This window comes from Stenotrophomonas sp. CFBP8980 (assembly GCF_034046095.1).
GTDB classification, from domain to species: Bacteria; Pseudomonadota; Gammaproteobacteria; order Xanthomonadales; family Xanthomonadaceae; genus Stenotrophomonas; species Stenotrophomonas lacuserhaii.
Map to the genome: position 1 here is coordinate 269,507 of NZ_JAXCXF010000001.1, position 12,759 is coordinate 282,265.

Here is a 12,759-nt window from a genome sequence, read left to right on the forward strand (position 1 = left end):
ATGGGTCGGCGCTAGCGGGTCAGCGACCCTTGACGTGCTTCATCAGGCGGCGCTTGGCCTTGACCTGGCGTTCGGTCAGCGGGTTCTTCTTGCCTTCATAGGGGTTGGTACCCTCGCGGAAGATGAACTGCACCGGCGTGCCGACCAGCTTGAAACGCTTGCGGAAGAAGTTTTCCAGGTAGCGCTTGTAGGTCTCCGACAGTTCCTTCAGGCGCGTGCCGTGCACGATGAAGGTCGGCGGGTTGGCGCCGCCCGGATGCACGTAACGCAGCTTGGACACATGCCCACGGATGGTCGGCGGCGGATTGGCGGTGTAGGCCATTTCCAGCGCCTGGTTCACTTCGCTGGTGCTGAACTGGTGATTCGCCGAATCGTGCGCGCGGTGGATCGCGTTGAACAGCTCACGCAGCCCGGAGCCGTGCATCGCCGAGATGCGCACCGATTCGGCCCACGGCACGAAGCCCAGGCGCAGCGACAGCTGGGTCTCTGCCTGCTCACGCTGGTAGTCGGTCAGTCCGTCCCACTTGTTGATCGCGATGACCAGCGCGCGCCCGGCATCCAGCACCGCACCGAGCACGGTGGCGTCCTGGTCGGTCACGCCTTCATGCGCGTCCAGCATCAGCACCGCGACCTGGCACTGTTCGATGGCCTGCATGGTCTTGACGACCGAGAATTTCTCCACCGCTTCGTCCACGCGGCCACGACGGCGCAGGCCGGCGGTGTCGATCAGACGGTAGTCGCGGCCCTCGCGTTCCAGGTCCACCGAGATCGAATCGCGGGTGGTGCCCGGCACTTCCGAGGCGATCATCCGCTCCTCGCCGAGGATGCGGTTGACCAGCGTCGACTTGCCCACGTTGGGGCGGCCGACGAAGGCGATGCGCACGCGGTTCGGATCGTTGTCCATCTCTTCGGCGCTGCCCTCTTCAGGCAGGCGCTCGACGATTTCCTCCAGCAGATCGTCCAGGCCCTGGCGATGCGCCGCCGAGACGGTCAGCATCTCGGCAAAGCCGTAGCGCGAGAACTCCGCACGCACGGTGTGCTCGTCGGTGCCGTCGATCTTGTTGATCAGCAGCACCTTCGGCTGCTGCTGCTTGCGCAGCCAGGCCAGGATGTCGTCGTCCAGCGAAGAGGTGCCATCGCGCGCATCGACCACAAAGACGATCAGATCGGCTTCTTCGGCGGCGGCACGGGCCTGGCGCGCGGTGGCGCCGGCCAGGCCTTCTTCTTGTTCGGCGATGCCGCCGGTGTCCACGATCAGGAAGTGATTGTCCTCGTCCAGGCGACAGACACCATAGTTGCGGTCACGGGTCACGCCGGGCTGGTCATGGACCAGCGCGTCGCGGGTGCGCGTGAGCGCATTGAAGATTGTGGACTTGCCGACATTCGGCCGTCCGACCAGGGCGACCAGGGGCAGCATCGCGTTTACTCCGTGATTAATTGGCCAACCGGAAAGCGGTCAGCTTGCCTTCGACGTTCTGCACCAGCAGGACCCCGTCGGCGACTATCGGTTGGGCCTTGACGGTCCCGCCGGTCTTTGCCCGGGCGGCCATCGCGCCATCGGACTGTTGCAGCCAGTGAACGTAGCCGTCGAAATCGCCGACAACCACGTAATCGCCCTGCAGGGCCGGGCCGGTCAGCTGGCGCCGGGCCAGTCCGGTCTGCGACCAGCTGGCCGCACCGCTCTGCTTGTCCAGGCCGAACACACCGCCCTGGTTGTCGGTGACGATCACGTAGGACGAGGACAGCGTGACGCCGCCTGCTCCGCCGTGATCGCGCGTCCACAACGGACGCCCGGTCGGACCTTCGATGGCGATGGTCTGGTTCTTGAAGCTGCTGGCGTACAGCGTGTTGCCTTCCAGCACCGGCGCGCCGTCGACGTCGGCCATGCGATCCAGTTCGGTGCGCCCTTCCGGGTTCCCGACCACCTGGTCCCACAGGGTGCGGCCATCAGCTGCGCCCAGCGCAGCCAAGGTGCCGTCGTCGTTGCCGACGAAGACCACGCCCGGGCCCTGCACCACCGGCGCGTTGCCGCGCACGGTCAGCATCGGCAGTTCGCGCGGGTTGAACCAGCGCTGGGTGCCGTTGGTGGCGTCGAAGGAGGTGATGCGGCCGTCATTGCTGCGCACGAACACCATGCCCTGGCCGACGGCCGGGGCCGAGATCACTTCGCCCGGCACCTTGGCGCGCCACTTTTCGGTGCCGTCAGCGGCATCCAGCGCGATCACCTGGCCGTCCAGCGTGCCGATGACCACCAGGCCCTCGCCCACGCCCGGACCACCGGAAAGGCGCAGCTTGGGCTTCTTCTTTTCCTTTGCCGGCTCATAGGTCCAGACCTTCTTGCCGGTCTGCAGATCGATGGCATGCACGCCGCCGGTGATGGCAGCGGCATACACGCGGCCGTCGGCGACTGCCGGACCCTGGCGCACGCCGATGCGATCCTCGCCCTTGCCCAGGTTGACCGTCCACAGCTTGTCGACCTTGACGGTGGCATCGAACTTCACCAGTTCCACCGGCTCCTGCAGTTTCTTGGCTTCGGCGTCCTTGCCGGCGAACCAGCCCTTGACCGTGCTGCAACCGGACAGCGCCATGCCGAGCATGGCAACCGTGGCAACCCGCTTGAGGATGACCATCTGACTCATTACACCGACTCCTCAGTCGCCGCGACGGTGCCGCCGGCGTCCATCAACTTGGTTTCCAGCAGGCGCCGCTGCGGCGCTGCCACGTCCAGCGTCTTCAGCGCTTTCTCATACTGCCCACGCGCTTCATCGCGCTTGCCGGTGGCCATCAGGGCATCACCGTGGATTTCCAGCGAACCGGGATCGGTGGCGTTGCCCAGCAGGGTGATCGCTTCGCTGCCCTTGCCGGTGGCCACCAGCAGGCGCGCGATGCGCTGGTCCACGACCTGCTTGAGGTCGCCTTCCACCTTCACCGCGCGCAGGGTCGCCAGCGCGTCTTCATCCTTGCCCGCTTCCACCTGCGCCTTGGCCAGCTGCAGCGCAGCCAGTTCGGAATAGATGTTGGACGGACCGGCGTCGAGCGCCTTGACCGCCTTGCTGGCGTCGTCGAGCTTGTTTTCCTGGATGCCCTTGAGCACCTTCTGGTATTCGACGTTGGCCGAAGCCAGCTTGTTGCCGTGCTCCTGCTGCCAGTAGCCCCAGCCCCAGATGGCACCGACGGCGATCACTACACCGCCGATGATGCTCAGGCCATTCTTCCGCAGCCAGGTGCGGACGCGTTCACTTTGTTCGTGCTCGTCGAGCAGGTCGTCGATCGCCATGCGTACTCTCGCCCTACCCGAGCCGGAGACAAGCTCGCCGGGGAGGACTGTTCAATGGGTTGTGGATTCCGGTCCGGGCCTCAGTTTGAAACCGGGACCACGGAGCCCTCAGAGGATACCGTAAAGCGTGCGACGTTGGCTCGCCGATACGGGCCAAGGTCGATGATGGCGCCGTTCTGCTGAACCTGCACCTGCGCGGCATTGCCCAGCACCACCCGGCCGACCTGGCCCGGGGTGAAGCTGCGCGACTGGCCGGCCTGGATCAACGCCTTTTCCACCGTGCTGCCATCCGGCGCGGTGATCTCCACCCAACTGTCGCCGCTGAACTGAAGGCCGAGTGCGCCCTTGGCCATAGCCGGTGGTTCGGTGGGCGCCGCAGGCCGCGGCACCGGCGTCAGCGAGGCCATGTAGGGCTGCGTGACAGGACGCGCTGGTGCGGCGGCCGGGGCTGCAACGCCGGGGGTGGCCGCATCGTCGTTGCGCGGCGGGGCCACGGTGACGGTGGCCGGAATCACATCCAGCGAGGCCGTGCTCGGCCCCTGCCCGTCGGCATCCAGATGGCTGCGGGTGGCGAACCAGACCGGCACCGCCAGCGCGGCGGTGATGCCCACGTACAGCAGACGCCGGCCAACGCTCTCGGCAATCCGGCGCGCACGCGGCGTATGGGTGTGGCTGACCAGGGTGGGCGGAACGATCGGGCCGACCTGCGCCTGCTCCAGCACCTCGCCTACGTCCACGCCCAGCAGGCGCGCATAGCTGCGCAGCTGGCCCCGGACGAATACCGGCGCACCGAGCCGCTGCCATTGTTCTTCTTCCAGCGAACGCACCACCTGCGCCGGCATGTGCAGGCGCTGGGCCACATCATCAAGCGTCAGTCCTGCCGCTTCACGGGCTTGGCGCAGGCGTTGGCCACAGCCGGCGGCCGTCTCGAAAGCGTTCACGGTCTGGTTGTCAGTCACAGTGCTTCAACCCTTGGAATTGAGGTCCGCTTCCTGCGGAAATTCCTGTCGAATCCGCTGCTGGTAGCGCTCAGCGGCTCGCTGATCACCCAGTCGCGTCTCTATTTGCGACGCCAGTTGTAACACGGAACGCGTTGGCGGTGCAGCCGCGAGCCGGCGCTCGGAGAACGCGCGCGCTTCCATGTAACGGCCATTGTCGAAGGAAAGCTGGGCCATGGCATCCAATGCCTGGGCATCGCGCGGGTCCTGTGCGAGCGCCGCGCGCAGGTAGCGCTCGGCAGGCACCGGCTGCTTGGCCCGAAGCGCACACGCACCCGCATTGGACAAGGCAACGCCGGGACTGGAATAACCGGGCGCTGCGATGGCGCGCTCGAACATGCCGAGCGACGCTTCGGCGTTGCCGTGGTCACACATCCAGGCCGCGTAGTTGTTCAATACATCGCCGCGCTCGGGGGCCTGTGCCACGGCGCGCTGCAGCAGCTCACCGGCACGCGGACCCTCGCCACGACGGTCGGCGATGGCAGCCAGCAGCAGCAGCGCGTCGGGACGATCGGGAATGAGCTTGAGCGCGGCACGCGCGCGCTTTTCCGCAGCGTCCAGCTTGCCGGTGCCGAAGTCCGAGCCGGCAAGGGTCAGCTGGCTCTGGTACTGGTGCAGCTTGCGGATACGACCATCATCCTGGGCAACGTAGGTGGGGGCCACCGCCAGCTGCGCCTTGGGCAGTTTGACGCCCTTGGAACCGCTGTTGCAGGCGGCCAGCGCCAACGCACACAGCGTAGCGAGGGCCAGGATCCACGCGCGGTCAGGCCGCTGCATCGCGCCCGGCGCCTTCCTTGATGGCCTTGTCGAGCGTCTTGTTGAACTCGGCCTGGCGGCGGGTGCGGTCCATCACCTGCCCCTTCAACTGGCCACACGCCGCATCGATGTCGTCACCACGCGTGCGACGCACCATGGTCAGCACGTTGCTGTCCAGCAGGATGGTCTGGAACGCGCGGATCTGCACATCGTCGGAGCGCTCGTAGCGGGTGCCCGGGAACGGATTGAACGGAATCAGGTTGATCTTGCCCGAGCCCTTGGCCTGCACCGCGTTGTCGAACTGGCGCATCAACCGGGCCAGTGCACGGGCGTGCTCGGGCTGGTCGTTGATGCCCTTCATCAGGGTGTATTCGAAAGTCACCGATTCGCGGCGCTTGTTGGCGCGCAGGTAGCGCGCACAGGAGGCCATCAGATCGGCGATCGGGTATTTCTTGTTGAGCGGCACCAGCGTCTCGCGCAGCTCGTCGGTCGGCGCATGCAGCGAAACGGCCAGCGACACGTCGCTTTCGGTGGACAGCCGGTCGATCTGCGGCACCAGGCCGGAGGTGGACAGGGTCACCCGCTTGTTGGCCAGGCCGTAGCCCAGGTCATCGCGCATCACGCTCATGGCGCGCACGACGTTTTCGAAATTCATCAGCGGCTCGCCCATGCCCATCATCACCACGTTGGTGAGGCGACGCTGCTTGTGCGGGATGTTGCCCAGGTGGCGCGCGGCCACCCACACCTGGCCGATGATCTCGGCGGTGGACAGGTTGCGGTTGAAGCCCTGCGTGGCGGTCGAACAGAAGGTGCAGTTCAGCGCGCAGCCGACCTGCGAGGACACGCACAGCGTGCCGCGGTTCTTGTCCGGGATGTAGACCGCCTCGATGGCGTTCTTGCCATCGGTGCCCATCGCCAGCAGCCACTTGTGGGTGCCGTCGGCGGACGGTTTTTCGAACACGATGTTCGGGACGAGGACCTCGGCATGTTCCTGCAGCTTGGCGCGCAGGTTCTTGCCGAGGTCGGTCATCTCATCGAAGTCGGTGACGTAGTGATGGTGGATCCACTTCATCACCTGGTGGGCCCGGAACTTCTGTTCGCCCAGTTTCTCGACGAAAAAGCGCTCCAGGCCCGCGCGATCAAGGTCGAGCAGGTTCTGCTTGCCAGCCGTGGGTGCCGACTTCGGCAGCGGCTGGATGGCGGGTGTCTGTACGACCTCGTTCACGTCGACCTCTTAGCGGGAAACCACTTCGGTAGCGGCAAAGAAATAGGCGATTTCGTTGGTGGCGTTCTCGACCGAGTCCGAGCCGTGGGCGGCGTTGGCATCGATGGATTCAGCGAAATCGGCGCGGATTGTGCCCGGCGCAGCTTCCTTCGGGTTGGTGGCACCGAGCAGGTCACGGTGGGCCAGCACGGCGTTCTCGCCTTCCAGGGCCTGGATCATCACCGGGCCGGAGATCATGAACTCGACCAGTGCGTTGAAGAACGGACGCTCGCGGTGCACGGCGTAGAAGCCTTCGGCTTCGCGGCGCGACAGCTGCTTGTACTTGGCGGCGACGACCTTCAGGCCAGCCTTCTCGAAGCGGGCGTAGATTTCACCGATGACGTTCTTGGCAACGGCGTCCGGCTTGATGATCGAAAGGGTGCGCTCCAGCGCCATGGTGGTATCTCCGAAAGTCCGGGCCACTCAAGGCCCGAGGGTAACATGAAAAAAACCCGCGTCAAAACGCGGGCTTAGCCTGATAAACGTGCGCGGATTGTAACGCCTCGCTCCCCTCCACGGTAGCCCTGGCCATTCATGTGAGACGTGGCTGAACGCCGCCAACAACATGCTGCGGCGCACAATGCGCTGGCCCGTAGGCGGGTCTAATATCAAACAATCGTTTGATTGAACCTGTCCCGCCCCATGGCCAAACCCGCTCACTTCTCCACCAAGGACCGCATTCTCGGCGCTGCCGAGGAGCTGTTCGCGCTGCATGGCTTTGCCGGGACCTCGCTGCGCCAGGTGACCACCCAAGCCGATGTGAACATCGCCGCGGTCAACTACCACTTCGGCTCCAAGGAAAACCTGGTCAACGAGGTGTTCCGCCGGCGCATGGACGAAATGACCGCCGCGCGCATGGGCCAGCTGGAAAAGGCGCGCGCCGAGCATCCCGGCGCGCTTCGGCCGGTGCTGGCTGCCTTCGTCGAACCGGCACTGGCGATGGCCCAGGACCGGCAGAGCGGCGGTGCCTTCGTAAGGGTGATCGCCCGCGCCTACGCCGAAAAGAACGACAACCTGCGCCGCTTCCTTTCCGACCACTACGGGCACGTGCTGCGCGATTTCGGCCGTGCCATCGCCGGTTGCGTACCGGGCCTGAGCAAGGAGGAGCTGTACTGGCGGCTGGACTTCCTGGCCGGTTCGCTGACCTACGCCATGGCCGATTTCGGCCTGATCAAGCGTCCCGCCGGTGTCACCGAAGAAGCCCATCGTGCACAGGCCGCCCAGGAACTCATCCACTTCGCCGAGGCCGGTTTCCGCGCCGCGGCACGCAGTGAAGGCAGCCCCACGCCTTCGACCCCTGCCCCCTCCCTTTCCACCCAGTAACTGCTGACCAACCAAGGCTTATCGACATGTCCAATTCCCTGCCAGTCCGCCGCGCCGCCGTGCTGGGTGCCGGCGTCATGGGTGCCCAGATCGCCGCCCACCTCACCAACGCCGGTGTCGACACCGTGCTGTTCGACCTGCCCGCCAAGGAAGGTCCCGCCGACGGCGTGGTGATCAAGGCGATCGCCAACCTGACCAAGCTGAGCCCGGCCCCGCTGGCCAGCAAGTCCTACGCCGAAGCGATCACCCCGGCCAACTACGAGACCGGACTTGAGCAGCTGCGCGACTGCGACCTGATCATCGAGGCCATCGCCGAACGGATGGACTGGAAGCAGGACCTGTACAAGAAGATCGCCCCGTTCGTGGCCGACCACGCCGTGCTGGCCTCCAACACCTCCGGGCTGGGCATCAACAAGCTGGCCGACGTGCTGCCCGAGCAGCTGCGCCACCGCTTCTGCGGCGTGCATTTCTTCAACCCGCCGCGCTACATGCACCTGGCCGAACTGATCCCGGCCACCACCACAGATACCTCGGTGCTGGAAGCCCTGGAAGCCTTCCTGGTCACCACCCTGGGCAAGGGCGTGGTGTACGCCAAGGACACCCCGAACTTCATTGGCAACCGCATCGGCGTGTTCTCGATCCTGTCCACCATCCACCACACGCAGGAATTCGGGCTGGGCTTCGATGAAGTCGATGGCCTGACCGGACCGCTGGTCGGCCGCCCGAAGTCGGCGACCTACCGCACCTCCGACGTGGTCGGCCTGGACACCATGGCGCACGTGATCAAGACCATGGGCGATACCCTGCCGAATGATCCGTGGCATGAGTTCTTCAAGTCGCCGAAGTGGCTGGACGCGCTGATTTCCAAGGGCGCACTGGGCCAGAAGACCGGCGCGGGCATCTTCCGCAAGGTCGGCAAGGACATCGTGGTGCTGGACCTGGAAAAACAGGACTACCGCCCGGCCGACCGCGCCGCAGCACCGGAAGTGGTGGAGATCCTGAAGATCAAGAACCCGGCCGAGAAGTTCGCCAAGCTGCGCGAGAGCCAGCACCCGCAGGCGCAGTTCCTGTGGGCGAGCTTCCGTGACCTGTTCCATTACAGCGCCTACCACCTGGCCGATATTGCCGAGACCGCGCGCGATGTTGATCTGGCCATCCGCTGGGGCTACGGCTGGTCGCTGGGCCCGTTCGAAACCTGGCAGGCCGCCGGCTGGAAGCAGGTCGCGCAGTGGATCGCCGATGACATCGTGGCGGGCAAGAGCATGAGCAGCGCGCCGCTGCCGGACTGGGTGTTCGATGGCCGCGATGGCGTGCACGCCGCCGAGGGCAGCTACAGCCCGTCGCGCAACGCCAAGCTGCCGCGCTCGGCGCTGCCGGTGTACCAGCGCCAGCGCTTCCCCGATCCGCTGCTGGGCGAGAAGTTCGCTCCGGGCGAAACCGTGTTCGAAAACGACGGCGTGCGCATGTGGCACGACGGCGACGGCATCGCGGTGGTCAGCTTCAAGACCAAGATGAACACCGTTTCCGACCACGTGCTCGATGGCCTGCAGGAGGCGATCAAGCGCGCCGAGCAAGGCTTCCAGGGCCTGGTGATCTGGCAGCAGAAGGAACCCTTCTCCGCCGGTGCCGACCTGGCTGGCGCGCTCGGCCTGCTGCAGGCCGGCAAGGTCGAACAGTTCGAAGAAATGGTGCACAACTTCCAGCGCACCAGCCAGGCGATCAAGTACTCGCTGGTGCCGGTGGTGACCGCCGTGCGCGGCCTGGCACTGGGTGGTGGCTGCGAGTTCCAGATGCACAGCGCCAAGAGCGTGGCCTCGCTGGAAAGCTACATCGGCCTGGTCGAGGCCGGAGTCGGCCTGCTGCCCGCCGGCGGTGGCCTGAAGGAACTGGCGGTGCGTGCTTCGCAGGCGGCCGGTCCGGGCGGTGATGTGTTCGCCGAACTGAAGAAGACCTTCGAAACCGTGGCCATGGCCAAGGTATCCAACTCGGCCGTCAACGCCAAGGAACTGGGCCTGATGCGCGCCACCGACAAGGTGGTGTTCAACAGCCATGAGGCGCTGTACATCGCCAAGGCCGAAGTGCGCGCACTGGCCGAAGGCGGCTATCGCCCGCCGATGCCGGCGCGCCGCATCCAGGTCGCTGGCGACGTGGGTATCGCCACCTTCAAGATGATGCTGGTCAACATGCTGGAAGGCCGCTTCATCAGCCCGTACGACTACGAGATCGCCGTGCGCATCGCCACCGTGCTGTGCGGTGGCGAAGTGGATCGCGGCACGCTGGTGGACGAAGAGTGGCTGCTGGCCCTGGAGCGCAAGCACTTCGTCGAACTGGCCCAGCAGGAGAAGACCCAGGCCCGCATCGCGCACATGCTGAAGACCGGCAAGCCGCTGCGCAACTGATCGCCCCTCCCTGCTTTCGGTGGGTGCCGACCGTTGGTCGGCACTCCTGCTAAAAATTTCGAGAGATCACTGCAATGACCAAGCAAATCCAGGACGCCTACATCGTCGCCGCCACCCGCACCCCGGTCGGCAAGGCGCCCAAAGGCGTGTTCCGCAATACCCGCCCCGATGACATGCTGGCCCACGTACTCCGCTCCGTGGTCGCGCAGGCGCCGGGCATCGACGTCAACCGCATCGACGATGCGATCATCGGCTGCGCCATGCCCGAGGCCGAGCAGGGCATGAACGTGGCCCGCATCGGCGTGCTGCTGGCCGGCCTGCCGGACACCATCGCTGCGCAGACCGTCAATCGCTTCTGCTCCTCCGGCCTGCAGGCGGTGGCGATGGCCGCCGACCAGATCCGCCTGGGCAATTCGGACCTGATGCTGGCAGGTGGCACCGAGTCGATGTCGATGGTGCCGATGATGGGCAACAAGATCGCGATGGCACCGAGCGTGTTCGACAACGACCACGTCTCCATCGCCTACGGCATGGGCATCACCGCCGAGAAGGTCGCCGAGGAATGGAAGGTGTCGCGCGAGGAGCAGGACGCCTTTGCCCTGGCCTCGCACCAGAAGGCGATCGCGGCGATCCAGAACGGCGAGTTCAAGGACGAGATCAGCCCGTATGACGTGCGCACCCGCCAGCCGGACCTGGCTGACGGCCGCCGCATCATCACCCGCGACAAGGTGGTGGACACCGATGAAGGCCCGCGCCTGGATTCGTCTGCCGAAGGCCTGGCCAAGCTGCGCCCGGTGTTCCGCAACGGCCAGTTCGGTGGCACGGTGACGGCCGGCAATTCCTCGCAGATGAGCGATGGCGCCGGTGCGGTACTGCTGGCCTCAGAGCAGGCGATCAAGGATTACGGCCTGACTCCGCTGGCGCGTTTCGTCAGCTTCTCCGTGGCCGGTGTACGCCCGGAAGTGATGGGCATCGGCCCGATCGCCGCGATTCCCAAGGCCCTCAAGCAGGCCGGCCTGAGCCAAGACCAGCTGGACTGGATCGAGCTCAACGAAGCCTTCGCCGCGCAGTCGCTGGCGGTGATCCGCGATTGCGGCCTGGATCCGTCCAAGGTCAACCCGCTGGGCGGGGCGATCGCGCTGGGCCACCCGCTGGGCGCGACCGGTGCGATCCGCACCGCGACCCTGCTGCACGGCCTGCGCCGTCGCCAGCAGAAGTACGGCATGGTGACGATGTGCATCGGCACCGGCATGGGTGCGGCGGGCATCTTCGAATCGCTGTAAGGGGTGTGTGGTTGCCGGGGCTGCGCCCCGGCACCCTGCTTCTTTTTGAAGCAACGGCAACGGCAACGGCAACAGCAGAGGCTGTGGGGCTGTGTGTTTGGCGGGGCGGGGTGGGTTCGCGGGGGACGGCAGAAGCCGCATCCTGCGGGCCTCGTTTCGCGCCATCCATGGCGCTCAACGCCCCCGCGAACCCACCCCGCCCCACCCTCTGACAGGTTCATGGGGGCCGTATTGGGAAAATACTAAAAAGGGGTCAGAGTCCTTTCGCGCAGCGAAAGGACTCTGACCCCTTTTTCGGGCTTCGTCGGATCGTCGGGTGGAGGGAGCCCCTGAGTCAGGGGCGGCCGCGAAGCGGCGGGGTGTGGGTACTGGTGAGACGGGGCCCGCGGTTTGCGCAGCAAAGCGTGGGAGCGGCAGCGCGAATGCGATGACGTGGACCCGCGCCATGGATGGCGCGAAACGAGGCCCGCATGGACGCAGTGTTTGCCGTCCCCCGACCAGCCCCACCGCCCGGCCCACCTCGCAGCTAAAGCATTAGCCACCAGCCACGAGGGGCCCAGCCGCTCGCCGGATCAATCCTCTTCCGCAAGCATTTCCTGCAGCTTCTGCCGTGCCGGCTTGGCCAGCTTCTTGCTGTTCAATGCGAACCGGATGGTAGCTTCCACCAAGCCCAGGTGCGTGCCGCAATCGAAGCGGCGGCCTTCAAAACGATAGGCATCCACCGGCTCGCTCTTCAGCAGTTCGGCAATGGCGTCGGTCAGCTGGATCTCGCCGCCGGCACCGGTACCGGTCGATTCCAGCAGCTCGAAGATCTTCGGGCTCAGCACATACCGCCCGACTACGGCAAGGTCGCTCGGCGCGTCTTCCGGCTTGGGCTTTTCCACGATCGCCGAGATGCGGCCATGGCTGCCATCGAAGGTCTCAGTGGCGACGATGCCGTAGCTGGCGGTCTGCTCGTGCGGCACGTCTTCCACGGCGATCACACTGGCCCCGGTGGACGCATTGAGGTCGGCCATCTGCTTCAGGGCGCCGTCGCCGCGGTTGTAGATCAGGTCATCCGGCAGCAGCACCGCGAAGGGCTCATCGCCGATGATCTCCTTGGCGCACAACACGGCATGGCCAAGGCCCAGCGCTTCGGCCTGGGTCACGAACACCGCGCGCACCCCGTTGGGCAGCACGTGGCGGACCAGCTCAAGCTGTTCGGTCTTGCCGGCGCGCTCGAGCTTCTGTTCCAGCTCGTAAGCCTTGTCGAAATAGTCGGCGACGGCGTGCTTGTAGCGGTTGGTGATGAAGATCAGGGTGTCACAGCCGGCTTCGATGGCCTCATCGACCGCGTACTGGATAAGCGGACGATCAATGATCGGCAGCATTTCCTTCGGAACCGTCTTGGTTGCCGGCAAAAAGCGCGTCCCGAGCCCTGCCACTGGAAAAACTGCCTTTCTGATTCGCTTGCTCATCG

Annotated in this window: 11 protein-coding genes; 3 read left to right on the forward strand and 8 right to left on the reverse strand. The window is 65.7% G+C overall.

The features are described 5' to 3' along the window. Positions 1–19 precede the first annotated feature (19 nt). The 7 genes from der to ndk all read right to left on the reverse strand — a co-directional run bounded on the left by der (position 20) and on the right by ndk (position 6,691). Positions 20–1,417 (reverse strand): ribosome biogenesis GTPase Der, encoded by a 1,398-nt coding sequence (gene der, locus SOM47_RS01265; protein WP_042615370.1) that lies wholly within the window; start codon positions 1,415–1,417, stop codon positions 20–22. 16 nt (positions 1,418–1,433) lie between these two features. Beyond that, on the reverse strand, positions 1,434–2,639 hold the full coding sequence (bamB, locus tag SOM47_RS01270; protein WP_192083757.1) for an outer membrane protein assembly factor BamB: 1,206 nt from the start codon (positions 2,637–2,639) through the stop codon (positions 1,434–1,436). After that, positions 2,639–3,277, reverse strand: coding sequence for a YfgM family protein (locus tag SOM47_RS01275; RefSeq protein WP_320504567.1), 639 nt, complete (start codon positions 3,275–3,277; stop codon positions 2,639–2,641). The genes bamB and SOM47_RS01275 overlap by 1 nt, the downstream gene beginning before the upstream one ends. 80 nt (positions 3,278–3,357) lie before the next feature. Beyond that, the gene (locus tag SOM47_RS01280; RefSeq protein WP_042615373.1) at positions 3,358–4,236 is read right to left on the reverse strand and encodes a RodZ domain-containing protein; all 879 of its coding nucleotides are present in this window, start codon (positions 4,234–4,236) and stop codon (positions 3,358–3,360) included. Positions 4,237–4,242: 6 nt separating this feature from the next. Further along, complete coding sequence (locus tag SOM47_RS01285) at positions 4,243–5,052, reverse strand: tetratricopeptide repeat protein (protein ID WP_192083760.1); 810 nt, start codon at positions 5,050–5,052, stop codon at positions 4,243–4,245. Beyond that, positions 5,039–6,256, reverse strand: coding sequence for a dual-specificity RNA methyltransferase RlmN (rlmN, locus tag SOM47_RS01290; RefSeq protein WP_320504568.1), 1,218 nt, complete (start codon positions 6,254–6,256; stop codon positions 5,039–5,041). The genes SOM47_RS01285 and rlmN overlap by 14 nt, the downstream gene beginning before the upstream one ends. Positions 6,257–6,265: 9 nt before the next feature. Beyond that, positions 6,266–6,691, reverse strand: a complete 426-nt coding sequence (ndk, locus tag SOM47_RS01295) for a nucleoside-diphosphate kinase (protein ID WP_042615376.1) — start codon at positions 6,689–6,691, stop codon at positions 6,266–6,268. 246 nt (positions 6,692–6,937) lie between these two features. On the opposite strand from ndk, the gene SOM47_RS01300 reads away from it, so the two are divergent. The 3 genes from SOM47_RS01300 (at position 6,938) to SOM47_RS01310 (ending at position 11,300) form a co-directional block, all read left to right on the forward strand. Further along, positions 6,938–7,618 (forward strand): TetR/AcrR family transcriptional regulator, encoded by a 681-nt coding sequence (locus SOM47_RS01300; protein ID WP_192083761.1) that lies wholly within the window; start codon positions 6,938–6,940, stop codon positions 7,616–7,618. A 26-nt stretch (positions 7,619–7,644) separates the two neighbouring features. Further along, on the forward strand, positions 7,645–10,017 hold the full coding sequence (locus SOM47_RS01305; protein WP_320504569.1) for a 3-hydroxyacyl-CoA dehydrogenase/enoyl-CoA hydratase family protein: 2,373 nt from the start codon (positions 7,645–7,647) through the stop codon (positions 10,015–10,017). A 74-nt stretch (positions 10,018–10,091) separates the two neighbouring features. Beyond that, positions 10,092–11,300, forward strand: coding sequence for an acetyl-CoA C-acyltransferase (locus SOM47_RS01310; protein ID WP_320504570.1), 1,209 nt, complete (start codon positions 10,092–10,094; stop codon positions 11,298–11,300). Positions 11,301–11,872: 572 nt separating this feature from the next. On the opposite strand, the gene galU is transcribed toward SOM47_RS01310, so the two are convergent. Continuing rightward, positions 11,873–12,757: a UTP--glucose-1-phosphate uridylyltransferase GalU gene (gene galU / locus SOM47_RS01315; RefSeq protein ID WP_042615397.1), complete on the reverse strand. Its 885-nt coding sequence runs from the start codon at positions 12,755–12,757 to the stop codon at positions 11,873–11,875. Positions 12,758–12,759: the final 2 nt, after the last annotated feature.